Below are 23,510 nucleotides of genomic sequence, written 5' to 3'. Positions count from 1 at the left end.
AGGAGGACGCTATGCTTGAAGCAGTAGAAGGTAATATCCATCAGCGGCTGTGCGCGCTGCTCGACGAACATCAGGCGCGCTATCGGGTGATGGCGCACGAGGCGGTCGGCCAGTGCGAAGCCGTCTCGGCGATCCGCGGCACCGCGCTTGGCCAGGGCGCGAAAGCGTTAGTCTGTAAAGTCAAAGGAAACGGCGTCAACCAGCATGTGCTGGCGATCCTCGCCGCCGATCGGCAGGCCGACCTCGCCAGCCTGGCCCGGCATATCGGCGGCAGCAAAGCCTCGCTGGCCAGCCCGGCGGAAGTGGAAGCGCTCACCGCCTGCGCGTTCGGCGCCATTCCCCCCTTCAGTTTCCATCCGGCGCTGCGGCTGGTGGCCGACCCGCTGCTGTTTGAGCGCTTCCCACAAATCGCCTTTAACGCCGGGCGCCTGGACCGATCGATCATTCTCGATACCGAAGACTATTTACATATCGCCCGACCGGAGATCGCGACCTTTCGCCGTCTTAGCTAACCGGGCATCGGCCCTGATTTCCGCCGCATGGCGTAAAAATCCTGTTTATTCACGCCACGATGCGTAGAGTCAGCAGGATATTTTTTGGCATTCTTTTTTTGGCAAGGACCTCTGTACATGTTTGATACCACCCTGTTGATCCTGCTGGGTCTGGCGGCGCTCGGCTTTATCAGTCATAACACCACCGTAGCAATCTCCATCCTCGTGCTGATTATCGTGCGCGTCACGCCGCTGAACGCCTTCTTTCCCTGGATTGAGAAGCAGGGCCTGACCGTCGGGATCATCATTCTGACTATCGGCGTGATGGCGCCCATCGCCAGCGGCACGCTGCCGCCATCGACGCTGATCCACTCCTTTATGAACTGGAAATCGCTGCTGGCGATTGCGGTCGGGGTGTTTGTCTCGTGGCTTGGCGGACGCGGCGTCTCGCTGATGGGCTCCCAGCCGCATCTGGTGGCCGGGCTGTTGGTCGGTACGGTGCTCGGCGTCGCCCTGTTTCGCGGCGTCCCGGTGGGGCCGCTGATTGCCGCCGGGATCATCTCGCTGTTTATTGGGAAGTCGTAGCCAGGCTGCCGTGATAGCGGCCCGGCGTCTGCCCCAGCCCTTTCTTAAACATGGTGATGAAGGCGGTGGTGGAGTCGTAGCCCAGCGCCTGGGCCGTCTGCTGCACCGTCTGCCCGCGGATCAGCAGCTGCAGTGCAAGGATCAGCTGCAGCTGATGGCGCCAGCGGCGAAAGCTCAGCCCCGTTTCACGCACCACCAGCCGCGCCAGATTGCGCTCGCTCATCGCGAACTCCGCCGCCCACTGGCTCAGGGTCTGCCAGCGCGCCGGATCCTCGGCCATCATCGTCACCATCTGGCGAATTTTCGGGTGGTTCGATACCGGCAGCTGCAGGTGCTCCTGCGGCTGACGGGGCAGCTCATCAAACAGAACCTGCACCAGCCGGGCCGTGGCGGGGGCGGCCAGCGACTCCCCGCCGCGTTCCGCCAGGGCGAGGATCAGCTCCCGCACCAGCGGGGAAATCTTTAACGTACAGCAGCGGTCCGGCATCGGCGCGGCACCCGGCTCGATGAACAGGAAGCACACCTGGGCGCCGGGGGTGGCGCGGTTACTGTGGGAAAGCTGCCCCGGGACCCACACCGCATACTGCGGTGGCACCATCCACATCGCGTTCTCCACCTCGCAGGTTAAGGCGCCGTGCAGGGCGAGGATCAGCTGCCCCTTACGGTGGGAATGCGCCGGAATATACTGCTCCGCCTCCACCACCCGAATACGAAAGGCAATGGCCGATTCGTGGCCACTGTCCGGTTCATAACCATCCAGACCCAGTCCGATCATCATGTTGTCCGATATTAGCGATAATCTGTCATTTTAGCTTGATTTAAACAGAGGACAAAGTCGCTATCGTAACCCCCTCGTTAGTTACCTTGAGAATGATATGTCTTCTGTGATCTCCTCCACCGGCCGCCGCTCCGCGCTGCTGATTGCCGGTATCCTGCTCATCGCCACCACCCTGCGCGTGGTCTTTACCGGCGCGGCGCCGCTGCTGGACGCGATTCGTAGCGACTATGGCCTGACCACCGCGCAGACCGGGCTGCTCACCACCCTGCCGCTGCTGGCCTTTGGCCTTGTCTCGCCGCTGGCTGCAGGGGTTGCCCGCCGGTTCGGCATGGAGCGCAGCCTGTTGCTGGCGATGCTGCTGATCTGCGCCGGCATTGCCCTGCGCTCCCTGCCCTCCGCTGCATGGCTGTTTATCGGCACGGCGGTGATCGGTTGCGGCATTGCGCTGGGAAACGTGCTGCTGCCCGGGCTGATTAAACGGGATTTCTCGCAGCATGTCGCGCGGATGACCGGCGCCTATTCCCTGACGATGGGCGGCGCAGCGGCGCTAGGCTCGGCGCTGGTGGTCCCCGTGGCGATGGCCGGATTCGGCTGGCGCGGGGCGCTGCTGCTGCTGATGATCTTTCCGCTGCTGGCGCTCCTCAGCTGGCTGCCGCAGTCCCGGCGTCAAGCGGAGGCCCCGCTGACCGGCTCAGGCGCCATGCATAACCGGGGGATCTGGCGGTCGGCGCTGGCCTGGCAGGTGACGCTGTTCCTCGGCATCAACTCGCTGGTCTATTACGTGATTATCGGCTGGCTGCCGTCGATTCTGCAGAGTATGGGCTATAGCGAAGCGCAGGCCGGCTCGCTGCATGGCCTGCTGCAGCTGGCGACCGCTGCGCCCGGCCTGGCGATACCGCTGATCCTGCATCGGCTGCGCGACCAGCGCGGGATCGCGGTGCTGGTCGCCCTGATGTGCGCCATCAGCGCCGCCGGACTGTGGCTACTGCCAGGGCTGGCGATCGGCTGGACGCTGCTGTTCGGCTTTGGCTCCGGAGCCACGATGATCCTCGGCCTGACGTTTATCGGCATGCGCGCCAGCTCGGCGCACCAGGCCGCGGCGCTGTCGGGGATGGCGCAGAGCGTCGGCTATCTGCTGGCTGCCTGCGGGCCGCCGCTGATGGGCAGGATCCACGATGCCAATGGCGACTGGCATATTCCGCTGCTGGCGGTGGCGCTGATTTCGCTGGTGATGGCGATCTGCGGCGCCCTCGCCGGGCGCGACCGGGAGATTCATCCCTGAAGATGACCGGCAGCGGGCGCTGCCGGTAGGGTTATTGTGCCGCGGCGCGCAGCAACGCCTGCACCAGCGGCGCAGGACGCCCGTCCAGCGCGTGGCGCTCATGCTGGAACAAGGTGGCGACAAAAAACGGGTGCGTCACCAGCTCGACGGCGCGGATCTCACCCTCTTCATCCCAGCCGGTGACGCGCAGATCGCCCTGCTCCAGCTCCGCGGCAAACGCGCTGTCCACACCGTAGCGGCAGTGGTAGCCCTCTTCAATGCTCTCCCGACCATAGGCGCGGGCAATCAGCGTATTCGCCCGCAGCTCGACGACGGCACAAGCCTCCACCAGCGAGCAGCTGAGGGGCGCGATCACCATCCGCCCTTCGCTGTCGGTTTCCGCATGACCGGCATCCTGCCAGCCGAGCACGTTACGGGCGTATTCAATCACCGCGTGCTGAAAGCCGCCGCAGGTGCCGAGGAAAGGAATGCTGTTTTCACGGGCATAGCGGATAGCGGTAAACGCGCCTTCCGGGTGACGATACGGGCTGCCGGGAACGACCCAGACGGCATCGTACTCCGCCAGCGCGTCGCCGGAGGCGATCGACGGGGTGGCGAGCCAGTCATATTTCACCGGCTGCTCCAGCACGGCGGCAGCATCGTCTATTGCCAGGGGAATGGCCTGATGGGCAACAATATCGGGGTGATAATCGCCGACAAGGGCGAGGCGTAAAGGGGTTTTCATAGCAGGTTCCTTATGTCTGGACGAGACGAGCAGCACAAGGCACGTCAGGATAGCGATCCCCTCTGTGGAACACAATCCTTATTTTCACCCCACCGCCGTGGCCGGCGGGTGAGGTATACTGGAGCAAGCGCAAAAGGGAGAGAGGATGAAAAGTAAGCTTTTGGTCAGCGCCTGCCTGATGGGATTCCAGGTGCGATATAACGGTAGCGAGAAAGCGCAGCTGGCGGCGACCCTGTCCCGCTGGCAGCAGGCGGATCGTCTGGTGATCCACTGCCCGGAGCTGGCGGCCGGTCTGCCGACGCCCCGCCTGCCGGCGGAGATCGTCGACGGCGCCGGCGGCGATGTGCTTGCCGGGCGGGCGCGGATCGTGGAAAGCGACGGCCGCGACGTCACGGGACATTATCAGCTGGCCGCCTGGCTGGCGCTCAGCGCCGCCCGGGAAGCGGGCTGTCAGGCGGCGTTACTCACCGACGGCAGCCCCACCTGCGGCAGCCAGTTTATCTATGACGGTTCCTTTCGCGGGCGGCGCAAAGCGGGCGCCGGCGTGGCCGCCGAGCTGCTGCGCGCCCACGGCATCACGGTATTTTCCGACGGGCAGATCCCGCAGTTGCTCGCCTGGATGGCACAGAGGGAGCAGGATGATGATTCAATGTAAACGGGTGTACGATCCGCAGGAAAGCAGCGACGGCTACCGGGTGCTGGTCGACCGTCTCTGGCCGCGGGGGATTAAAAAAGAGGCGCTGGCCTGTGATGAGTGGTGTAAAGAGTTAACGCCGTCCGCTGAGCTGCGGAAAGCCTTTCACGGCGAGGCGATCGATTTCGACCACTTCAGCCAGCGCTATCTTCAGGAGCTCGACGCCCATCGCGACACGGGCCTGCGGCTGGCGGCGCTGGCGCAGCGCCAGACGCTGACGCTGCTGTACGCCGCGAAGAACACCGAGCAGAATCATGCCCGGGTGCTGGCCGCCTGGCTGGCGGCCCTGCCGGTTACGATTTAGCCGGATGGTCCCGGCGCCATAGCGCCCACTCATCGAGAGTTTCGCCGCTGGGCAGCTTGCACTGGGTGCTGACGCCCTGCGGCGTTTGCACCGGCACCCGGATGCCGCCGGATTGCTGACAGTAGACCGCCGCGGGATTGGGCATGCCGATGGTTTTCGTCGGCGCGGTGGGCTGCGGCTGGGCACAGCCGGCCAGCGCCAGGGGCAAAATAGCCAGTAACTTTTTCATCTTTTCTCCCTTTCTCCAATTCCCGGGGATTTTAGCCTGAATCTCCATGGTTTCTCCATCTTGCCTGCACTTTTCCCCCGTAGAGTAGCCCCTGTTCTCGAACTGACCAGAGAACAGATCATTCCATAATCAATGAGTTTTTCCCCGTCGCCCCCGACGGGGCTTTTTTTTGGGATTTAATGAATTGAAATAAAAGGATTTATTTCAAAAATGTCCACATATCGACCACATTGACAAGAATAGCCCCCTTTCCAGGGGGCTATTTTTATACCGCAAGACTAAGTTGACGGTTCCCGTAATGAGAAGCCGGGAAAGCGTCGCCGGGGATAAATCCTGGCGGCAAAGGATCTGCGCTGGTTGAGCGCTTCGTTACTCTGCGCTCTACGGTGTTAAGTGTCGTGAATGACTCGCTGCATTCAAGGTTCTGGCATTGATGGTATTGCCGGATGGTGAACTCGCTTAACCGGCGGCTGGTGCGGGTGCGGGCGTTTGCGCCGCAGTAGGGACAAACAAACATGATGATCTCCCATAGGGAGTTGAACTCACGGCTATTATGGCCGCTACTGTTCAGTTTCTGCAATCCAGTCGCTTATTTTCGCCTCAAGCTCCATTTTCGTGGTAAATCCATTATCACCGATCACATGTTCCGCTCTGGCAATGATCCAATCCTGATTATCGATTTCAGGCTTAAAGCCCGACACGGTCAGATGCATACCCGGGTATAAATCGGCGCGGCCGCGCGCCAGGGTTATCGAAAACTGTGCCGCGCCTTTCTGGAGCTGTATCCATTTTGCCGCAGCTGCGCGCCTGGCTGCCGTTTCGTTCTGATAGGTTTTACGCAAAACATACACGTTACCTTCAGCGCCCTCCATGTAATCCCCTTCCGGGCGGCTGCTTTTCTCCTCAGACTTTTTTCTGGCAGTATTTGTTTTGCGCTTAGTGACCTTGACCGGTTTTTTCTTACCGAAATTAAGATCCAGCCAGTACGCCCGCACGCCGGTGTAAGCATCGCGATCGGCAATGCGGAACCTGTGGCGATCTCCACTGGCACGGGTTATCTCAGCCGATGGCAGCGCCCTACCAGATGCACTGACACCGCCCCCAGGCAGGATAAACAGCAGACAGCCATTTTTCACGGTGGCAATGGCCCCCAACATCTCCGCCATGCGCGTTAAAAACGACATGTCACTCTCTTCGGTCTGATCCGCATGGTCGATCTCAATGTCGATCAGGGCCTCGCTAATCATCGGCTTCAGGTCATAGCGCCGGGCTATGGCCGATACCACCCGCTCTACCGTCACATCATGCCAGGACACCTCCCGCCTGACGTTCATCTCTTCGCGAAAATCAGCGCTGTGCGCGGTGATGTCGATAACATCCGGCGGCCCGCTATGCCCCACCTCGTCAACGGTGTAGAGACCTTTGTAGATCAACGCCTCACCCAGCCAGCCGATGGACACCGCCAGCTCCGCACCACGTGGGGGTAAATCTGTTACCCCGTCAGAGTCATCTACTGACAGGGTTAGCTGGTCAGCATCAAAACCGTTGTTATCTGTAACAGATAGCGAGGTGATGCGGTCGGCCAGTTCGGTCAGGGCAACCCCACCCAGCGTGATGCTAAAATCCGGTGTCTTTACGACCTCACTTAATTTATCTACATACGCTTCGGCTGCTGTTGTCAGCGTGTCTGCTATCGACATAACTCCCCCGTTTTTTGCTGATGATTCCATGCCCGCGCGCGGGGCTGAATCCCTTTTTGTTGTCAGCGAACTGGCAGACCGGCAACCAGGCGACGCCAGCAGACTTAACGTTGAATATTGCCCTGAACTCAAAGAGCAACATGATGGTGAACTTATGTCTGAAACTCGTTTTCACGGCGTCCGCTCTCGCGAAAATACCGACCTACAGCAGGCAATCAATGACATTGATTCCAGCGTAATCGGTATTGTTGCGGTTGCTGATGACGCCGATCCGGAAACCTTCCCGCTCAATACGCCGGTACTGCTGACACGGGTGCGTAACGTCCTCGGCAAGGCAGGTAAAACCGGGTCACTTTACAAAACTCTCAAAGCCATTTCCGATCAGTGCAGTCCGCGTGTTGTGATTGTCCGGGTGGAAGAGGCTTCCGGTAACGGCCCCAGCCAGTCTCAGGCCGTTATTGGCGGAACAGATGGCGACAGCTACACGGGAATGTATGCCCTGCTGACAGCGGAAGCCAAAACCGGCTATCGGCCGCGCATCCTGGCGGTGCCGGACTACGACACCGAGGAAGTGACGTCACAGCTTTGCGTGATTGCCCAGAACCTGCGGGCTTTTGTTTATGCCGGTTGTAACGGCTGCGCGACCATGGCGGAGGCTATCGCTTATCGCAAAACCTTCGCTTACCGCGAGCTTATGCTTATCTGGCCGGACTTCATCGCTTACAACCCCCTGACGGATGATAACGAAACGTTTCCTGCCCCGGCATACGCCTGCGGCCTGCGCGCCGCTATTGATAACAGCCAGGGCTGGCACAAATCACTGTCCAACGTTGTAGTGAATAACGTTCTGGGTATTTCGAAAGATGTGTTCTGGGCATTGCAGGCAGAAGACAGCGACGCCAACGAGCTGAACAACAACGAAATCACAACGCTTATCAAGCGTGACGGTTTCCGCTTCTGGGGTAACCGCACCACGGACACCGAAACCTACACTTTCGAGGTGTTCACCCGTACCGCGCAGATCCTGGCGGACAGTATTGCGGAGGCGCAATTTACCTCTGTTGACAGCCCGCTCACTCCGGCCAACGTGAAAGATGTGGTAAGCGTCATCCGCTCTGCTCTCAGCAAAAAAGTCACTGCCGGCCAGCTTATCGGCGCTGACTGCTGGTATGACACGCTGGACAACGGCACCACGGATTTGCGCCAAGGAAAACTGATTGTGCGCTATAGCTACAGCCCGGTCCCACCGCTTGAAGATCTGACGCTATACCAGACCTTTACTGATGATTTTTACGAACCGGCGTTCGCGTCGCTCGGGGGTGAATAATGGCTATTCCTCACAAACTGCGGCTTTTTAGCTGCTTTGTTAACGGCGACAACTATCTGGGAAAAGTGACCTCTTTCACTCGCCCCAAACTGTCACGAAAGGTAGAGGACTATCAGGGCGGTGGCATGCTGGGTGCGGTCGGGGTTGATCTCGGCCTTGAGGCTGGCGCGCTGGATTCCTCCATTGTTTTTGGCGGCGTCATTAAGGCTCTGTTTCTCGAATACGGAGCAGAAATTGACGGCACGCGGCTGCGCTTTGCGGGTGAATATTTCACTGATGGCGAAAGCCAGCTTGTCGAGGTGGAGCTGCGCGGACGATTTACTGAACTTGACGGTGGAGATTCAAAACAGGGAGAAGACACCGAGGAAAGCTACACCTTTAAATCCACCTACTACAAATTCTCCATAGATGATCAGCCCATTATCGAAATCGATCTGCTGAATTTCATCTACAAAAAGAACGGTCAGAACATGTTCCCGGACCGCATCACCTCTGCCCTTGGCATGGGCAATTGATAACCTTTCAGAGGGTGGCAAAGATGCCGCCCGGAGATTTTAAACATGGCTAAAAAAACTAAAAACCTGTTCACGCTGATGCAGCCGGTAGTTCGTAAAGACAGTGAGATCGGTCAGGTGGAAATCACCGGCGCTATCAGTCAGGCCGGATCGTTGCGTGGCCTGAATCTTATCCGCGTTGCCAATATGGATGCAGACTCAATTGCCACGCTGTTGACGCGAGTCACCGCGCCTGCTCTGACACAAAAAGAAATCAACGAAATGCACACTCTGGACTTTATCGGGCTGGCAGAGCTTCTGGTCCCTTTCTTGAATCCGCCGGAGCCTGGAGCGTCGAACGTGGCGGAGACGGAGAGCGAGTAATCACCGTCGCGTTTGACCAGATTGACGATTTGGTTGCTGATATTGCCGTTATTTTTAACTGGCCGCCCTCTGAAATTTTCGGCATGGATCTTGGCGAGGTGATAGCCTGGCGCAAGCGGGCGGCGCTTCGAAGTGGTGCCAGAGATGAAGAGTCTTGATATCCGCGTTGCTTTCAGCGCTATCGACAGATTTACCCGCCCCGTTAATGCTGCCCGCCAGAGTGCGGGCGGCCTATCCGACTCCCTCAGAAAAACACAATCCACCCTGAAAGGGCTCGATAAGAGCGGTGCCACTTTTCAGCGAATGACCGCGGCCGTCGGCAAAACCGACCGTTCCATCTCACGTGCTCGTACCCGCTTTGATGGCTTATCAGAAGCGCAACGTAAAAACGGAACGCTGACGGAAAAACAGCAAATACTGATGTCGCGACTGGGTGAGCGGCTTGATCGGTTGACCGCAAAACGCGTGACGGAAGTGGCTCGCCTTCGTGAGAGTGCATCAGCCCTGCGCCAGCATGGCGTCATGCTTTCCGGTAGTAGCGCCACTATAGGTAACGCGATACACCGCACAGAACAATACAACCAATCCCTTGAACGGGAAAAACGGCAACTTGCTGCGGTCACTCAAGCTCGTAAACGTTACGAGGGTGCGCAGCAGATGGCCGGGAAGTTGCGCTCTGGCGGTGCCATAGCATTAGGTACAGCAACCGCAGCCGGGTACGGCGCCGGACGCTTCCTGTCACCTGCGGTTGGTTTTGATGAGGAAATGTCAAACGTCCAGGCGCTGACGCGGCTCGATAAAAGCGATTCACAACTAGCCGCCCTGCGTGCTCAGGCCAAAAAACTCGGCGCGGAAACCGCCTTCACCACGCGTGACGCCGCCAGCGGCCAGGCCTTTCTGGCAATGGCGGGCTTCACACCAGATGCTATCCGTGCAGCACTGCCCGGCGTGCTCAATATGGCGCTGGCAGGCAGCATGGAACTGGGTGAAACGGCAGACATCGGCTCAAACATTCTTTCTCAGTTTTCCCTCGATGCCGGAGAAATGGACCGCGTCAGCGATGTGCTGACAGGTACATTTACCCGTACCAATACCACGCTTAGCAGCCTCGGCGAGACAATGAAAGTTGTCGGGCCGGTAGCAGCAGGACTTGGGATTAGCCTGGAAGAAGCCGCAGCCATGACCGGCACGCTGGCGCGCGTGGGTATTCGCGGTAGCGAGGCTGGTACGGCAATGCGTCGCTCACTCTCCCGCCTGGCCTCCCCCACTACGGCAGCCAAAAAGGCACTTAAAGAGCTGGGAGTGGAAACTGCCGACGCGAGCGGAAAGATGCGACGTCCGTTCGATATTCTTCTCGATCTACAAAAACGCGTTTCCCGCTTTGGTGAGGTGGATCAGGTTTCATTTTTCAAAGATATCGCCGGAGAAGAGGGTTTTACGAGCCTCCAGTCTTTGGTCAACGGCGCAGGTGATGGCTACCTCCAGTCACTCTATGAACAAATCGCTGAAGCGCATAAAAATCAGGAGGCATTCGCCGTCGCTAACAAGAAGAAAGACAACCTTGGCGGCGATTTGAAGGAGCTGGACAGCGCGTGGGAGGCGTTCCGCATTTCTGTGGTTGAGACAGTAGACGGCCCATTGCGCAGACTGACACAGGGGCTTAGTCGGGTTATTGGCACTATTCAAAGCTGGGTAGAAGAAAACCCCAGACTTTCACGAACGTTGTTACTCGCCGGTGGTACTGCACTGGCATTAACCGCAGTAATTGGCGGTCTGTCATTAGCTGCTGGTCTGCTGATGGGGCCGCTTGCAAAGCTCAGGCTGGGGTTTGCGCTTCTGTCCGGCGGGAGCGGAATCGGAGGTACGGTATCAGCGTTCCGCATGTTGAGTGCTGCGGGCGGTAGCTCACTGGTAAAAATTAGCGGATGGCGTGCTTTACTCAGCGGCCTGGCAGGACGCATCGGCGTATTAACCAGAATGATGGTACCCCTGCGCGGTGCGTTACTTGGCGCCTTTACCTCTCCGGGGACTGCTATCAGCGCCCTGTCAAAAAGCATTGGCGGGCTGGCATTGCGGCTAACCGGGATCCCTGCTCTCTTCGGCATTGTAAAAGGCGGTATTGCGGCACTGGGCGGCGGATTATCAATGCTCTTGAGCCCAATCGGTTTAGTGGGTGCTGCGTTTGTAGCTGCGGGAGTACTGATCTGGAAATACTGGGGACCAATTAAGGCCTTCTTTAGCGGTTTTTTTACAGGCGTCATCCAGGGGTTAGCGCCAGTTTATAACGCATTTTCCCGGCTGGCGCCCGTTTTCGGGGTCATTGGGGATGGCGTCAAAAACGTCTGGAACTGGTTTAAAAAAGTATTAACGCCCGTTGAGGAGAGTCGCGAGGCACTAAACAAATGCGCCAGCGCCGGGCAGATATTTGGAGAGGTCCTGGGGTCTGCACTTAGCGTACTGCTTTGGCCGCTTCAGAAGTTAATGGAAGGTGTTGGCTGGTTACTGGAGAAGCTCGATCTCATCCCCGATGGCATTGAAAGAGCCAGGCTGGAAGCAGCCAGACTCAGGGCTATTCCGGTTATGTGGGAATGGGATGAAAAATCCGGACGCATGGTTAAAAGGGAGTGGCAATGGTCGTCTGAAAAGCCTGCAAGCAAAGGCAGCGCCCCGCCGCCCAATGTGCTCGGGGGCAACTCTGGAACAGAGCGGCGGCTGGGCCAAATCGCGGATAACACCAAAGGCCTTTTAGATGAGGAAAAGCGCAAACGTATCGGGCCGGGTGACATTGTATTTAAAAATCTCCCTCCAGCCCTTGCAGTACGTGGTGAATGGCAGGAGTCGAAGCTTGTCCGCCAGTCTGTCAGTGCTCGCCCGGTTATTGCCGCTGGCGAACCATTGATAAAACAGACGCAGGCATGGCAACCGGTACACCGAAATCAAAGCACCCACACGGCGGCTGCGGCTTCAGGTTATAGTTTTTCCGGTGATATTCATGTTCATCTGCATGGCATTCAGAACAGCAATCCGCGCGAACTGGCGCGACTTGTTGGCGAAGCGGTCCGCGCAGAAATTGACAAACAGCTACGCGCTGCCCGGGGTTCGTTCCGGGACCATGATTAACAGGAGTTATAGCTATGATGATGGTGTTCGGACTTTTTGTATTTGAACTCAGGACACTGCCCTATCAGCAATTGCAGCTGTCTCGTAACTGGCGGCACGTTAAAAATGATCGTGTGGGCCGTAGTGCAAAATGGCAGTACGTTGGCGCTGGTGAGAACCAGCTGACGCTTGGCGGACTACTGTATCCTGAAATCACTGGAGGCAACCTGTCATTGGGTGCGGTCTCGACAATGGCTTACACCGGACTGGCCTGGCCGCTGATTGATGGCGTCGGCTCAATTTACGGGATGTATGTAATCACGGGTTTGCAGGAAACGCATCAGGAGTTTGATCGCTACGGTAAGGCGAAAAAAATTGAGTTCACTCTTTCATTGCAGAGGGTTGATGAGGATATCAGAGAACGACTGAAAAGTTCTTCAGTTAGCGATCTGATTGCAACACTGAAGGACGGTGCCGAAAGCACGTTAAATACTGCACAGAAGATGGTTAGCTATCCATATAATGAGCACTAGAAACTTGCTTCCTCATAAACCACTACAGCTCAATGCAAATATCATCCGACTTTAGCATAGAATATGTCAACCTGGTGATCAAATAGTCATCATGAACGAAAGATATAATTCGAATGAGTAGTGTCTGCTTGAATCTGAATGGCCAATTTTTTCGAGAATCTCCGTTCAAAAACCATAAGACCGCATTCAATTCGGACACATTAGAATTATATTTGGAATTATTTTCATAGAAAATACTTTCCCAGCGCAACCCAGAACTGCATAATTGCATCTGAAATAAAGAAGGATCAATTCATCATGAACAGGAGTCCTTTAGCAAAGAGTATAATCAAGTAAAAAAATCACAAACTGAAGTGAGTTCTTAAATTTGGACCTGCCATAAAAGAAATTTGTCAGGTCCAAGAATAAAGTAGCCAGCTATGACATAAGCCATGTAAGTAAAGAATTTTTGTTATTAAAAATTCTTTCACAACTTTTATTTATCATTGGGTTATTTCCCGTAGGTAGCGCCTGCCGTATATCTTCCTTTAAACCGACACAGCGTTTACCAGCAGCAAAACAATACCCTAATTCAAAAGCAACCCCTTCATCAATATGTGCTCCATTTAGAACAACCAAAATTATATCCGCATTATTCATTGCCATTACATCTGCTTCAAAAATCTTTTTCTCAGCAACATCGAGAGAAGCACTTTCCGCCATAATATCCCTCAACAACAAACCATCTTCTTGAGGCAAAAAAACATTAAACTCTGATTCCAAATACTTTTTAAGCTCTCGGTTATATGACAATTCGGCCTCATTAAACAAAGGTGCCGCCAGATAGATGTTTTTTTTAGCTACCATTTGCAATATTCTCCATATGGCCGTTTAAGTCGGATGGAAGGTACGATGATGAGAATATAATTCTCGCAACATCACGAATAACATCATTTTCTTTTCTATTAGTAGAGTAGATTAGTTTCGGATTAAGAGGTCCATAAATCTTCATGCTCTTCTGCTGCAGATCATTAATTTTATCTTGCGGCCAATCGCTTTCTTTTCTCTTTGTTATTAATCGCGACCATATTTCATCAGAGTCGCCAATCATATGGATAATTTCACCAGATGCAATCTTCATCTTTGATTTACCTGGTCTAATACCTTGTTCCAACATAAGTCTGGCCCTTTCACTTTCAGAAATATTCACCACAAATGACAGTGGATCTAACGGTGATCTATCAATGAGATAAATTCCTATTTTTTTATTTTGTAAATAGCTATTTTTCTTGCCAAACTGCTCATTAGTCCAAGAATCTATTGTCATTGTTTTTGTTGAGGAAAGATGGTCTGGTGACAGAGCCATATCAGCAGGTCGCTCATCAAACCATTCATCGAGTGTAATAAGATTACCAAACTGACTAACTACTGTAGATTTTCCCGTACCAACGGCCCCCACAAGATAGTAATTGTATTTCGTAGGAAGACCTAAGATATCTGATATTCGCATAAAATCTTCTTCAGGCATAGTAATAGCCTTTAAAAAACATTTAATCTCCTCGCTATTAAAAAATAAAGTAATTAAATTATAATTATTAAAGTTCGCTTCAAAAATTGCTGACTTACTTTTTGGTTCTAACTCACATGAATTCTCACCAATGTATTTTATATAGTAATTATAATTACCAGGACTAATGGAACTAGCTTTACGTAGTAAATGTAAAAGAGTAGAGTCAGTCAATGAATGGCCAATCAGCACGCTCGTTTTTTTTGTCAGAACATGAAGCAAGGTAGATAAATTTCCGCCGATACCGTCGAGCAACTGATCAGCAAAAGCACCATCAGAAAATATCAACTCCTCACTCTGAAATTTTTTTCTGTCCAATGGTAAAAAACCATTCGGATGATATATAACACACTTGTCTTTGGTAAATTGAGAGTGATGTGACCAAACTGTCTGGTAAGGGCGTTCGTTTCGTGTCGGATTTAGGTCTTCACAAGACAAACCATACTCGATATAATCATCAAAATTATAATTAACAGTTAATTCTGAGTGTTTAATAAACTCTATCATTTCGATGAAGTAAGGATGCTTATTAATAACATCTTTTCTCTTGTTAGCATCTGTGTCTTCATATAGAGCTTGATGAATGATTTCTCGCCAATCAGCCAGAATTTTCCTTTCGATTAAAACATCACTAGAATATTGATTATTCTCTTGTATTTCCTTTTTTCTATAAGAACAAAACATTTCAAATAATACAAGCGCTGCTTTGCCTGGCGCGTCGTTTACAGTTTTTACTTCTGGAGCTTTATCTTGCATTGAGACTTTAATTCGGTCAATTAACTTATCCCAAAGAGGCAAATCAAGATCCCAACTAATCCCCGCCCCCAAAACTAAGCTTGCTTTATTCTTGCAAAGCTGAACACGAAGCTGGCAAATATATTTCCAAGCATCTTGAATCGAAGAGGATTTGAATTTTTCAGTATTAATATTCATCGGCACTCCACTACCTCATAGGATGAAACTAGTATCTCCCTAAGGATAGCATTTAAACAAACCATCATCTACATGAAAAAGTCATTCTGCTAGGGTGTAAAAAACGCCTACATCATTTGAAAAGCTTATCTTTTAGGAAAGAGTGTTCACATGCCTACATCAGTAAAAATGCCCGAGCCGTTTATGGAGTTCAGGAGACAATCGGAATCATCATATTCGGTGCAGAACCGATATCAAAATGGAGCATAGGTCATTCTGTCCGATAATGATGCAGAACAATCAACGAAAAAAGATCTCCCCCCGTAATGCTGTAAGAGTGCCTGCACCTAAGCAAAGTCATTTACGTGATCACCAATAAGCATTTATCGGACTTTACTAGAATAACGCATCCACTTCATCATTTCTGAGGGTATGCAATCGTAACGGTCAAATGAAGCAATAACATGTGGATTGTTAGGCTCACCGTAGTGCTCAAGTTGTCCCCGAAACAGTGAGTCTTTATCAAACATAGAGATAAAACCTTCTAACCCATGAAGTGAGCTTGCTGTTAACTGTTCCATTTATTTCTCCATAAATTAAACCCCAAAAGTAAACTATCAAAAAGCACTTACCCCAAGAAATTTATTTATTATTAACATAAATCATACGAGAGGACCGATATCTCTAGCAGTTGTTTTATCCTCTATCGATTAGCACGATAAGTCTCTGTTTATGATACTGTAGGCGTGTTAAGTCAAGTCTGGTCCACCTCTTATCAATGGCAGAAAGAACCTGAGCTAAGGTGTTGTTATTTATGCCATTCGCTTCCACATGCACAATGTGGTATATTTGTTAGTTACATCTACTGCCTTATTTGTGGACTCTTTCAGCCCTGCCGCATCAGTATAAGTTCCCTCAGTGAGCGCAAGCGGACCGTTTTTCTGGTTATCAGTGCCGTGAGTGGTGTTTGGATCCCACGTTGCACCGGGAGATCTGTCACCAGAGCGGTGCCAATGTGGAGGCAGGTTATCAGCTTCGAGTTTTATTTTGTTACTACCACCAGTCACGCCATACTGAGAACCAATCCTGACAACCCTATCAGCAAAGGTTTCGCTTAAATCCGTCCACGTCTGCCAAGGGAAACGCTCTGCTGGGCTTTTTTCACCTGAAATGATGATCCCAACGTAAAAAATAGCGTCAACAATAGCCCTATAGGCCGCTCCGTTGCTGTTGAGTCCCAGCGCCTTCAGGGCTTCGGATGTATCGTTCAGATCGGAAAGATTATTTTCTTTCTGAAGTGCGCCGGTAATGCGCGAGTCATCCCCCGCAGCTACCGTCTCCGCATCGGTGCCTACATTCCGTGTCGCTGAGTTCCCCAGCCCCAGATTCTCCCGGGCCTCTTTGGTATCGTTTAAATCAGAAAGATTTTGCGCTCGCCGCAGATAGCGTTTATCACCTGTTTCCTGCGTGAGTGTGGCAAGCGTCGGATCGATAATGAGCTGTACATTTGAGCTGTGCGTCAGCGTCAACACCAGCGTCAAAATGATCTCTTTGATGATGGAATCTGATTGCGCCGGGAGGTATGTCGCCGGGTATGCGCCGTAAGCAATGAGCGTACCTTTAGCGCTAACCAGCCCCGCTTCTCTGAGCGTTTTACCCGGATAATCCTGACAGTTGATAACGATCTGACCGCTGATAAACCCCTCATAGCTTGAATCAGAGTCAAAGGTTTCACGGCCAAACTGTCCAAAAAGCGCCGTCACCGCCGCCAGGTCATCGGGATCGGTCGGCAATGTCACGCCGCCACCATCGCCGATCAGTACAGCGGTAATATCCACAACCTCCCCCGCCTGATACGCGGCCTCGATTTCGGCGGCGCCCGCCGTGGTTAGTGTCAGTCCCGTGGCCATTATGCCTCCACATTTTTTGTTGCTGGCTCAATGCCGTACACACTGGCAAGGCGATCATAAAAATCATCACTTACGGTCTTGCGGTCAGCATCGATATCGCCTTCATCAAGATAAATCACGCCGGCGATCTGAAGCCGGTTCAGGTGCTCAAGGAAAAACACATCGGTCTGGCAAAAGTCGATCAGGAATTTTAATTGATTGAATGTTTTCATAATTTATTCGTTATCCAGTTGCCGGGTAAATCGTCGTAATCGTCCAGGCCCATGCAGGCATAAAACGCGTAATAGTGCGCGGTGACGTTCGGCACCTTGTCCATAAATACCAGGCCTTTACCGGCCAGTAATGCGCAGCTCCTGAATATTGCCGTTGTGGTGACAATCTCCGGGTAACTCGCAAGATTAAATATCGTGTTAACGTCGCTACGTAATGACGCGCAGCCGTCAAACAGATAACCCACCGTCGTTACCGCCGTGGTGTTGAGTAATCCCGCCCCGACGACTTCCAGCGCACTGCATTCCGAAAAGACATTCGTGAATACCGTGGCACTTATGCTGGCGGCAAAAAGACCGGCTGGCACTGAGCGCAGGTTTTTACAGCCCCTGAAAGTCTGGCCGTAAGAGGTCACCAACGGGTTGCCGCTGAACAGGTTTTCCGGTATTTCCTCCACGCCGGTATTCTGGAACGTGGCGCCAAACGAGGTAATAAGAGAGCAGGACGCGAACAGCGTCGGCGGAATATTTACCAGTGAGGTGCAACCGTAAAACGTCGATCCGGCGCCGGACAGCAAAATGTTGTTTTTCAGCAAATCGCCGGGCAATACCGCCAGTGAGGTACAACCCGAGAATGTCAGCGTTAACGAAGTGAGATTGATGCAACCATCAAGCAGGCCGGACGGTAGCGCGATCAGTGCGCTGCAATCACGAAATGTCGATCCCATACCTTTCAGAGATACCATGCCACTAAACAGTTCTTTTGGCAGTCCAGCCAACGCGGAGCACTTGTCGAACAAGAAATCGACGGCTGTCACTTTGGCGCAACCGGCAAACATATCTCCCGCGAGAGAAACCAGAGAGCGGCAACCTGAAAACGTATAGCCCAGGCTGGTTAACGCGCTACATCCCCGAAATGCGCCGTCCCCCACAGAAACCAGCGAAGTACAGTTTACAAAAGCGTATGTGAATGTCGTTACCAGCGCTTTCTCAGCAAAAGCATCAGCATCAATTTTCGTGAGCGATCCACAGTTAGCAAAAGCGTATGAGAAAGTGGTGACTTTCGCGCAGTCAGTAAAAGACGGGAGCGCCGTCAGGCTACTGCACCCATAAAACGTACTGGCAAAGGTCGTCACCTCTACGCAGCCGCTGAAAATATCTTTCGCTACAGTTTCAAGAGAGCGGCAGCTGTAAAATGCAGAGGCGAATGTCTGCGCCAGGCTGCACCCGGCAAATAAACCCGCGCCGACCGTTTTCAGCGAACTGCAACCAGAAAAGACCGTGCCGAAATAGGTCACTTTCGACAGACCAGCAAACAGGCCTGCAGGAACAGAAATAAGCTGCGAACAGCCAGTGAATGCACCGCCAAAATGATTCGCTTCAGAACATGTTTTAAAGAGGTTGGCGGGAATTGCCGTCAGTGCCGCACAATTCTGGAATACGCCGGTGAATGCGCCGCCCGGAACATCCGCAAACATATCAGCAGACAAGGCAAGAAGATTTTTACACTCCCTGAAGCTATAAGAGAATGTCCTTGCTGAACCGCATCCTGTAAATATTCCCGTGCCGATATTTGCAAGCATTGAGCAACCATCAAACGCGTAACTGAAATTCACCGCAGATACACAGCTGTGGAACAGATTATTGCCGATACTGATCAGGCCGGTGCAGCCTGCAAATACCGATGAGAAGTCGATCGCATCGGGCTGGTTTGCAAATAGCCCCGATGGAACCTCAGTAAGCGATGTACACCCTCTGAATGCGTCTGAAAAATCCTCTATCTTCATGCGAGAAAACAACGATGCCGGAATACCTGTAAGCGACGAGCAGTTGGTAAAAATATTTTTGCAGTTATTCACGTTTGGCAAATCGTCAAATGCTCCGGGACGAATAGCCATTAATCCGGTGGTATCCAAAGCGAACCCTGAAAGATGACCTCTTTCCCCTGTAACACTAATCAATTCCACAACAGGGTTCAGTTTCGAAGAATAGTTAGATAAGCGGCTGCGCAGACAGGCAGTTTCCGTGTTCTTAACCGTGATGGTGTATTCCTTTCCCTGTACTAATTCACGTGTAGGAATAACCCAACCTGAAGCTTCACTGGCGGGATCGAAACGGTAATCCCGGCTGTCAATGCCGTCGCCATAGTCAACCGTGAAACCCTCGTCCATATGAGCAAAGAATATTGGCCTGGTTGCACTGTCGATGCGGGTAATGAACTTCATTACCGCGACCACTTTCACACTGATCACCGCACTGACGCCGTTAGTCGTCTTGACGGTGACCGAACAGGTGCCCCGCTTCACGCCCGTAACCAGAATAGCGCCGTTGACTATTCTGGCGGTCGCAATTGTTCTATCCGACGTGGTTACCGTAAAGGTTTTATCTTCCGCGTATTCAGGGAGGATGGTTACAGTGACCGTTTCCGCGTCACCAGGGGCCAGATTCAGCTCGTAACGGGATAAAACCACCTGCAACGGAACAAAGCGCGGCGTGATTTTCTCCGTGGCGTACATGTAACCGGCCGCATACGAGGTTCCCTGAAGTCGGCCAAATACATGAACGGAAAACCAGCTGCGCAGATTCCTGGCGCGCAGCACCGCCAGTTTTAGATCCTGCTGGTCGTATTCCGTCACTGGCAAATCGTTCTGATACACGTTCAGGCGAAAGGTATACGGATCCCCTTTCGGGTTCTGATTGAACCATTCAACAATATCCGTCCCGAAAGGACTGTCCACCAGGGCATGACGGACGGCGGCGACCGTACCACGATGGCGGTGGATGTAGTGGGCGCGCTTGATCGCATCGCGTTTCTTTTGTTCTGACCAGTTAATATTCCAGGTATCAACCTGATATTCCCACGCCAGCCACGGCAGCAGCGCCAGCGGGCAACTGTCCGGATCTTTAACCCAACGAATCAGATATACAGGCAACCTTTCCAGCGCTGCGGCGCTGGCTCTGTCGATGGCCCGCTCCACGGCGGTGGCGTTGGGGGGCAGAATGCTGGCGGGATAATTAGCGGTCATGGTCCATCACCACAAGATTGATTTTAACGGAGGTGCAATGCGGGGCTTCGCCCATCGTCGCAACGACGTCGGCGACGGGTGAGTGCAAATCGACGGTGACAACGCCGTCCTGATGCAGCGCCCCGTCTATGCCTGACCGTGCAGCGGTGGCGTTGATAAGATGCACAGAGGCAGTGTATTCGTTCAGTGCTGCGGTGGCTTTTTCCAGCACCGTGGCGGTGTCCACGCCATAAGGGACGTAAATATCAGCAACCACCTGATAACTCACAATCACAGCGGAGCGGACATAATCAGCCACATAATCCGTAATCGGACGCACGTCTTCCGGGTTTACCGCTGACAGGACTTTATCAAGCAGCGCCTGCGGGGCAGTCCCATCTCCGGTACGTGACAGCACGTAGAGAAAAACGCGTCCTTCTTGGTTATGGGTTTCAGGGCCATAGGCGCGCACATCGAGCACATCCGCATCAGCCCCGCGCGCAAAATAGTGATAGGCATTACGGGCACCCGCCGTGCTCAGGCGCGCCCATGAGAGCAGCGCGCGGGCGCGCAACTCTTCGTCGCTTTCGTATACGGCGTCTGCCTCGTCGGTGGCTTCAGTAATCAGCAGACGTTCAGTGTCAAAATTACCCGCGACCTGATCGAGATCCGCCCCCAGGGCGCTGGAAAGCAGCACCGCGCGCACGGCTTCATTGATACGTTGCAGCAGATTGATCTCGCGATAGGTGAATGCCTGAGCCAGCGCGGCCATCGGTTCAGATTCAAGCAACAGCGCAGCAGACACAGAAGCCTGAAGTTCCGCAGGCATGGCCGCCACGATAAGCGCTCGGATATCAGCCAGCACCGTTTCAAAATCCGGCACCTCGACGATATCAGGCTGCGGGATCTGAGATAAATCGACAGACGTTTGCACGCTAGCTCCTTAACCTGATGGTGTTGCTGGTATCTGTCATGGTTTCCGTGATAGTGCCGGCCAGTTCAGCAGTCACCGCGCCTGTTTCTGAAAACACCACATTGACGGTGGTCAGACTGATCCGCGGCTCCCACTGCGCCAGCGCAATAGCGGTGGCGCCCATCAGCTGCATGCGGGTGACGGTGTTCTGTGGCGCATCGAGTAAATCAGGTACCACGCTGCCAAAGTCCCGGCGCATCACACGGGAGCCTATTGGCGTGGTGAGGATTTTTGTCACAGACTGCCAGAGCTGATCGTGATCGGTCAGCGAACCGGTGCCTTCCGGGTTCATCCCCGTGTAACTGGCTGTCACTGCGGGCCTCCTGTAGTACTCCCACCAGACTGCACGCCACCGTGTTTATGTTCATGTACGGTGATCCCGTTTGACTGCAACACGCCGCCGGAATGGAACACATCACCGGCCATCGTGCCGCCGTGGGTCAGTTCGAAAGTGCGCGTTTTGAGGTGTTCCGTGCATTCCACCTCCGGTGTGTCCAGCGTGACGCGGGTCTCTGCCTGGATATGCGCGGTTTTAATACCGGTCACGGACAGTGCTCCGGCATCGGCGGCGGCGTCGTAATGCAGGCGCGCGCCATCCGGTGCGGTGATGCTGATTTCCAGCAGGTTGCTGCCCGTTGGCGGATTATCTGCGCTGTATGCAGAGCCAATCACAAACGCGTTTTCAGGGTTGCCGCCCGGACAACCGATCCAGACCTGCTCCCCTATCGAGGGCGGCAGCCAGATGCTGAATGCCCCTGCGCGGGTGACGTTCCAGCGGATCCAGGTGGTCAGCAACCTGCCGGAGCGAACGCGCACCGCTTTCTTGTCGGCGCTGATTTGCTCCACCACACCCTGGCGCAGAATGTTTTCCAGCAGGCGCATCAGTTCGGCATTCATGACGCACCGCCCAGACTGCTGATAACGGCGTTTTCCGTAGCGCTCAGGTCTGCCGGAGTTATGCCCAGTAGTTCACGCGCCGGGTACTGCGCGTAAGCGCCCGGACCAACCTCGTCTTTGAGGCCGTACTGGTGAATACGGGCAATGCGCGCAGCGATGCCATCAAATCCTACGGTGACGCCGCCCGCGTCCGGCCTGAGCTTCATAAAACGCAGGGTGCGCAGGCGGGTAAACATCGGTGCTTTTTTTGTCTCTGAATGCGTAGCTGATTGCGTTTTGATTTCCAGATACCGCTCGATATCGGCCCGGTAGAAGGTGCGGATATCCCGGCGCTTCTCGTCAAAACCCGTGATTGTCCGGCCATATTTACCGCGCCCGCCGCGCCAGTTTTTCAGCGCCCGCACCTCGTTATTCCAGAAGAACTTGATCCCCTGCTGGGTGCGGTAAACCTTACGGCGGCGCACGGCATAGCCGCTGCCGTCCGGGTTTTTCTGTGACGCGATACGGCGCTGCTGACTGCGACGCAGTGCCAGACCAATTTTGCGCGCGGTACGGGTGCGCCCCGCCGGGCTGACGCCGTCGAGAATGTCCTGAAAGACCTGATCCAGCTCGCTGAACATGCGATCGCTCACGTTCCGGCCTCCTGAAGCATACCTTCAAATACTAGCCCCCAGCCTGCGGCGTGGGGTGCCAGCACGCGCGGTCGAGGCTCCGGCAAATGCTCGGCGCACGGCACGCCGTTTTCATCCAGTTGCACCAGTACCCGCTGATGTACCGGCAGCTCAAACATCAGATCGGCGGTGTCATCGCTATTAATCAGCGTGGTGAATTTTATCTGCTGGTTTTTATCGGGGTTAAGCAGCAGATCGGGCTGATTAAACCAGAGCCAGGCCATCAGCGGCAGCGTGAAGTCGTCAATGCTCCCGGCGTAGTTCATGACGAACAGCACCAGAGAATAGCGATACATGAAAGACGGTGTTTCACCGGTGGTTTCAATGCCACCCTCTTCAACAAACACCGTCCAGGCTTCCGGGTTCGCCCGGCACCAGGTGTTTGCTTTCTCTATGGCGGCGCGGAGTGTGTTTATCTTCAGCATTTATGGCTCCTTTCGGGTGTTCTGGCGCAGGCTGTCCCACTGGCGGATCGCCGCTTTGTCAGCATTGCAGGCATCAAGCGCATCCATCAGCCTGTCGCTGAATATCGCCACCGCGCCCCAGGTCACTGGCTTATCCAGCGCCGGGCGTGGTGTCTCTTCGGTCAGACTCTCCGGGACGGGTTCACGGACCAGCTGAATGACCGGCGCGGGCGGCGCGTTTTTGCAGGCTACGACTGACAGCGTCAGGCACAGGAGTAACAGCGCACGCGTCACCATTGAACGCGGCCTGCATTGCTTCACGTCGGTGCTCCCCTTCTGCATTACGCTGTTGCTCACGG

The 23,510-nt window shown here is 54.0% G+C and carries 28 protein-coding genes; 11 read left to right on the top strand and 17 right to left on the bottom strand.

Going from position 1 to position 23,510, the window contains the following annotated elements:
- Positions 1–11: 11 nt before the first annotated feature.
- Positions 12–512, top strand: a complete 501-nt coding sequence (locus ABLU73_RS09575) for a YbaK/prolyl-tRNA synthetase associated domain-containing protein (protein WP_004203748.1) — start codon at positions 12–14, stop codon at positions 510–512.
- 117 nt (positions 513–629) lie between these two features.
- Positions 630–1,076 carry a DUF441 domain-containing protein gene (locus tag ABLU73_RS09570; protein WP_004203746.1) on the top strand — a complete coding sequence of 149 codons (447 nt, stop codon included), beginning with the start codon at positions 630–632 and terminating at the stop codon, positions 1,074–1,076.
- Here ABLU73_RS09570 and ABLU73_RS09565 read toward each other — a convergent pair.
- Entirely contained in the window at positions 1,060–1,854 is a 795-nt protein-coding gene (locus tag ABLU73_RS09565; protein ID WP_072206980.1) for a helix-turn-helix transcriptional regulator, read from the bottom strand. The genes ABLU73_RS09570 and ABLU73_RS09565 overlap by 17 nt on opposite strands.
- A 106-nt stretch (positions 1,855–1,960) precedes the next feature.
- Between ABLU73_RS09565 and ABLU73_RS09560 the strand changes: the two genes are divergently transcribed.
- Positions 1,961–3,136 (top strand): CynX/NimT family MFS transporter, encoded by a 1,176-nt coding sequence (locus ABLU73_RS09560; RefSeq protein ID WP_264923561.1) that lies wholly within the window; start codon positions 1,961–1,963, stop codon positions 3,134–3,136.
- Between the two features lie 31 nt (positions 3,137–3,167).
- On the opposite strand, the gene ABLU73_RS09555 is transcribed toward ABLU73_RS09560, so the two are convergent.
- A complete protein-coding gene (locus ABLU73_RS09555) occupies positions 3,168–3,860 on the bottom strand; it encodes a CTP synthase (protein ID WP_065697225.1) in 693 nt (230 codons plus the stop codon).
- Between the two features lie 145 nt (positions 3,861–4,005).
- Here ABLU73_RS09555 and ABLU73_RS09550 point away from each other — a divergent pair, with 145 nt between their 5' ends.
- Positions 4,006–4,515 (top strand): DUF523 domain-containing protein, encoded by a 510-nt coding sequence (locus ABLU73_RS09550; protein WP_004203740.1) that lies wholly within the window; start codon positions 4,006–4,008, stop codon positions 4,513–4,515.
- A 4-nt stretch (positions 4,516–4,519) separates the two neighbouring features.
- Positions 4,520–4,858, top strand: a complete 339-nt coding sequence (locus tag ABLU73_RS09545) for a DUF488 family protein (RefSeq protein WP_074194547.1) — start codon at positions 4,520–4,522, stop codon at positions 4,856–4,858.
- Here the strand turns inward: ABLU73_RS09545 and ABLU73_RS09540 are convergent.
- The 3 genes from ABLU73_RS09540 to ABLU73_RS09530 all read right to left on the bottom strand — a co-directional run bounded on the left by ABLU73_RS09540 (position 4,848) and on the right by ABLU73_RS09530 (position 6,787).
- Positions 4,848–5,087, bottom strand: a complete 240-nt coding sequence (locus ABLU73_RS09540; RefSeq protein WP_049115115.1) for a DUF333 domain-containing protein — start codon at positions 5,085–5,087, stop codon at positions 4,848–4,850. The genes ABLU73_RS09545 and ABLU73_RS09540 overlap by 11 nt on opposite strands.
- A gap of 265 nt (positions 5,088–5,352) precedes the next feature.
- Positions 5,353–5,604: an ogr/Delta-like zinc finger family protein gene (locus tag ABLU73_RS09535; RefSeq protein WP_004216467.1), complete on the bottom strand. Its 252-nt coding sequence runs from the start codon at positions 5,602–5,604 to the stop codon at positions 5,353–5,355.
- Between the two features lie 43 nt (positions 5,605–5,647).
- Entirely contained in the window at positions 5,648–6,787 is a 1,140-nt protein-coding gene (locus ABLU73_RS09530) for a phage late control D family protein (RefSeq protein WP_040171987.1), read from the bottom strand.
- Positions 6,788–6,941: 154 nt separating this feature from the next.
- Here ABLU73_RS09530 and ABLU73_RS09525 point away from each other — a divergent pair, with 154 nt between their 5' ends.
- Genes ABLU73_RS09525 through ABLU73_RS09500 form a run of 6 tightly spaced genes read left to right on the top strand, consistent with a single transcriptional unit; the run spans position 6,942 to position 12,624 of the window.
- On the top strand, positions 6,942–8,114 hold the full coding sequence (locus tag ABLU73_RS09525; protein ID WP_040171984.1) for a phage tail sheath family protein: 1,173 nt from the start codon (positions 6,942–6,944) through the stop codon (positions 8,112–8,114).
- Complete coding sequence (locus ABLU73_RS09520) at positions 8,114–8,629, top strand: phage major tail tube protein (protein ID WP_040171982.1); 516 nt, start codon at positions 8,114–8,116, stop codon at positions 8,627–8,629. Before ABLU73_RS09525 ends, ABLU73_RS09520 begins: the two co-directional genes overlap by 1 nt.
- Positions 8,630–8,674: 45 nt before the next feature.
- A complete protein-coding gene (locus tag ABLU73_RS09515) occupies positions 8,675–8,992 on the top strand; it encodes a hypothetical protein (RefSeq protein ID WP_004131585.1) in 318 nt (105 codons plus the stop codon).
- Positions 8,992–9,150, top strand: a complete 159-nt coding sequence (locus tag ABLU73_RS09510; RefSeq protein WP_075648464.1) for a GpE family phage tail protein — start codon at positions 8,992–8,994, stop codon at positions 9,148–9,150. The genes ABLU73_RS09515 and ABLU73_RS09510 overlap by 1 nt, the downstream gene beginning before the upstream one ends.
- Positions 9,137–12,112 carry a phage tail tape measure protein gene (locus tag ABLU73_RS09505; RefSeq protein ID WP_327747464.1) on the top strand — a complete coding sequence of 992 codons (2,976 nt, stop codon included), beginning with the start codon at positions 9,137–9,139 and terminating at the stop codon, positions 12,110–12,112. The genes ABLU73_RS09510 and ABLU73_RS09505 overlap by 14 nt, the downstream gene beginning before the upstream one ends.
- A 14-nt stretch (positions 12,113–12,126) precedes the next feature.
- The gene (locus tag ABLU73_RS09500) at positions 12,127–12,624 is read left to right on the top strand and encodes a phage tail protein (protein WP_040171978.1); all 498 of its coding nucleotides are present in this window, start codon (positions 12,127–12,129) and stop codon (positions 12,622–12,624) included.
- A gap of 417 nt (positions 12,625–13,041) precedes the next feature.
- On the opposite strand, the gene ABLU73_RS09495 is transcribed toward ABLU73_RS09500, so the two are convergent.
- From ABLU73_RS09495 to ABLU73_RS09440, 12 genes are all read right to left on the bottom strand, one after another.
- Complete coding sequence (locus tag ABLU73_RS09495; protein ID WP_040171976.1) at positions 13,042–13,470, bottom strand: nucleoside 2-deoxyribosyltransferase; 429 nt, start codon at positions 13,468–13,470, stop codon at positions 13,042–13,044.
- The gene (locus ABLU73_RS09490) at positions 13,460–15,103 is read right to left on the bottom strand and encodes an SIR2 family protein (protein ID WP_040171974.1); all 1,644 of its coding nucleotides are present in this window, start codon (positions 15,101–15,103) and stop codon (positions 13,460–13,462) included. Before ABLU73_RS09490 ends, ABLU73_RS09495 begins: the two co-directional genes overlap by 11 nt.
- A 362-nt stretch (positions 15,104–15,465) precedes the next feature.
- The gene (locus ABLU73_RS09485; RefSeq protein ID WP_135721644.1) at positions 15,466–15,663 is read right to left on the bottom strand and encodes a hypothetical protein; all 198 of its coding nucleotides are present in this window, start codon (positions 15,661–15,663) and stop codon (positions 15,466–15,468) included.
- 231 nt (positions 15,664–15,894) lie between these two features.
- A complete protein-coding gene (locus tag ABLU73_RS09480; protein ID WP_040171972.1) occupies positions 15,895–16,992 on the bottom strand; it encodes a phage tail protein in 1,098 nt (365 codons plus the stop codon).
- Complete coding sequence (locus ABLU73_RS09475) at positions 16,992–17,204, bottom strand: hypothetical protein (RefSeq protein ID WP_040171970.1); 213 nt, start codon at positions 17,202–17,204, stop codon at positions 16,992–16,994. The genes ABLU73_RS09480 and ABLU73_RS09475 overlap by 1 nt, the downstream gene beginning before the upstream one ends.
- Positions 17,201–20,227, bottom strand: coding sequence for a phage tail protein I (locus ABLU73_RS09470; protein WP_040171966.1), 3,027 nt, complete (start codon positions 20,225–20,227; stop codon positions 17,201–17,203). The genes ABLU73_RS09475 and ABLU73_RS09470 overlap by 4 nt, the downstream gene beginning before the upstream one ends.
- Complete coding sequence (locus ABLU73_RS09465; protein WP_040171963.1) at positions 20,217–21,140, bottom strand: baseplate J/gp47 family protein; 924 nt, start codon at positions 21,138–21,140, stop codon at positions 20,217–20,219. The genes ABLU73_RS09470 and ABLU73_RS09465 overlap by 11 nt, the downstream gene beginning before the upstream one ends.
- A gap of 1 nt (position 21,141) precedes the next feature.
- Positions 21,142–21,492 (bottom strand): GPW/gp25 family protein, encoded by a 351-nt coding sequence (locus tag ABLU73_RS09460; RefSeq protein ID WP_040171960.1) that lies wholly within the window; start codon positions 21,490–21,492, stop codon positions 21,142–21,144.
- Entirely contained in the window at positions 21,489–22,076 is a 588-nt protein-coding gene (locus ABLU73_RS09455) for a phage baseplate assembly protein V (RefSeq protein WP_038989693.1), read from the bottom strand. The genes ABLU73_RS09460 and ABLU73_RS09455 overlap by 4 nt, the downstream gene beginning before the upstream one ends.
- The gene (locus ABLU73_RS09450; RefSeq protein ID WP_020316957.1) at positions 22,073–22,708 is read right to left on the bottom strand and encodes a phage virion morphogenesis protein; all 636 of its coding nucleotides are present in this window, start codon (positions 22,706–22,708) and stop codon (positions 22,073–22,075) included. The genes ABLU73_RS09455 and ABLU73_RS09450 overlap by 4 nt, the downstream gene beginning before the upstream one ends.
- Positions 22,705–23,172 (bottom strand): phage tail protein, encoded by a 468-nt coding sequence (locus ABLU73_RS09445; protein ID WP_040171957.1) that lies wholly within the window; start codon positions 23,170–23,172, stop codon positions 22,705–22,707. The genes ABLU73_RS09450 and ABLU73_RS09445 overlap by 4 nt, the downstream gene beginning before the upstream one ends.
- Positions 23,173–23,508 (bottom strand): peptidase, encoded by a 336-nt coding sequence (locus tag ABLU73_RS09440; protein ID WP_157983171.1) that lies wholly within the window; start codon positions 23,506–23,508, stop codon positions 23,173–23,175.
- Positions 23,509–23,510: the final 2 nt, after the last annotated feature.

Origin of the sequence: Klebsiella sp. GG_Kp175, from assembly GCF_040062325.1 — a bacterium.
Taxonomy (GTDB): Bacteria; Pseudomonadota; Gammaproteobacteria; order Enterobacterales; family Enterobacteriaceae; genus Klebsiella; species Klebsiella quasipneumoniae.
This window is presented reverse-complemented; position numbering and strand designations above follow the sequence as displayed.

What these genes read in the sequence shown, in the direction of transcription:
- ABLU73_RS09575 (WP_004203748.1), top strand. Translation starts at nt 12, where the DNA reads ATGCTTGAAGCAGTAGAAGGTAATATCCATCAGCGGCTGTGCGCGCTG.
- ABLU73_RS09570 (WP_004203746.1), top strand. Translation starts at nt 630, where the DNA reads ATGTTTGATACCACCCTGTTGATCCTGCTGGGTCTGGCGGCGCTCGGC.
- ABLU73_RS09565 (WP_072206980.1), bottom strand. Translation starts at nt 1,854, where the DNA reads ATGATGATCGGACTGGGTCTGGATGGTTATGAACCGGACAGTGGCCAC.
- ABLU73_RS09555 (WP_065697225.1), bottom strand. Translation starts at nt 3,860, where the DNA reads ATGAAAACCCCTTTACGCCTCGCCCTTGTCGGCGATTATCACCCCGAT.
- ABLU73_RS09550 (WP_004203740.1), top strand. Translation starts at nt 4,006, where the DNA reads ATGAAAAGTAAGCTTTTGGTCAGCGCCTGCCTGATGGGATTCCAGGTG.
- ABLU73_RS09540 (WP_049115115.1), bottom strand. Translation starts at nt 5,087, where the DNA reads ATGAAAAAGTTACTGGCTATTTTGCCCCTGGCGCTGGCCGGCTGTGCC.
- ABLU73_RS09535 (WP_004216467.1), bottom strand. Translation starts at nt 5,604, where the DNA reads ATGTTTGTTTGTCCCTACTGCGGCGCAAACGCCCGCACCCGCACCAGC.
- ABLU73_RS09530 (WP_040171987.1), bottom strand. Translation starts at nt 6,787, where the DNA reads ATGTCGATAGCAGACACGCTGACAACAGCAGCCGAAGCGTATGTAGAT.
- ABLU73_RS09525 (WP_040171984.1), top strand. Translation starts at nt 6,942, where the DNA reads ATGTCTGAAACTCGTTTTCACGGCGTCCGCTCTCGCGAAAATACCGAC.
- ABLU73_RS09520 (WP_040171982.1), top strand. Translation starts at nt 8,114, where the DNA reads ATGGCTATTCCTCACAAACTGCGGCTTTTTAGCTGCTTTGTTAACGGC.
- ABLU73_RS09515 (WP_004131585.1), top strand. Translation starts at nt 8,675, where the DNA reads ATGGCTAAAAAAACTAAAAACCTGTTCACGCTGATGCAGCCGGTAGTT.
- ABLU73_RS09505 (WP_327747464.1), top strand. Translation starts at nt 9,137, where the DNA reads ATGAAGAGTCTTGATATCCGCGTTGCTTTCAGCGCTATCGACAGATTT.
- ABLU73_RS09500 (WP_040171978.1), top strand. Translation starts at nt 12,127, where the DNA reads ATGATGATGGTGTTCGGACTTTTTGTATTTGAACTCAGGACACTGCCC.
- ABLU73_RS09495 (WP_040171976.1), bottom strand. Translation starts at nt 13,470, where the DNA reads ATGGTAGCTAAAAAAAACATCTATCTGGCGGCACCTTTGTTTAATGAG.
- ABLU73_RS09490 (WP_040171974.1), bottom strand. Translation starts at nt 15,103, where the DNA reads ATGAATATTAATACTGAAAAATTCAAATCCTCTTCGATTCAAGATGCT.
- ABLU73_RS09485 (WP_135721644.1), bottom strand. Translation starts at nt 15,663, where the DNA reads ATGGAACAGTTAACAGCAAGCTCACTTCATGGGTTAGAAGGTTTTATC.
- ABLU73_RS09480 (WP_040171972.1), bottom strand. Translation starts at nt 16,992, where the DNA reads ATGGCCACGGGACTGACACTAACCACGGCGGGCGCCGCCGAAATCGAG.
- ABLU73_RS09475 (WP_040171970.1), bottom strand. Translation starts at nt 17,204, where the DNA reads ATGAAAACATTCAATCAATTAAAATTCCTGATCGACTTTTGCCAGACC.
- ABLU73_RS09470 (WP_040171966.1), bottom strand. Translation starts at nt 20,227, where the DNA reads ATGACCGCTAATTATCCCGCCAGCATTCTGCCCCCCAACGCCACCGCC.
- ABLU73_RS09455 (WP_038989693.1), bottom strand. Translation starts at nt 22,076, where the DNA reads ATGAATGCCGAACTGATGCGCCTGCTGGAAAACATTCTGCGCCAGGGT.
- ABLU73_RS09445 (WP_040171957.1), bottom strand. Translation starts at nt 23,172, where the DNA reads ATGCTGAAGATAAACACACTCCGCGCCGCCATAGAGAAAGCAAACACC.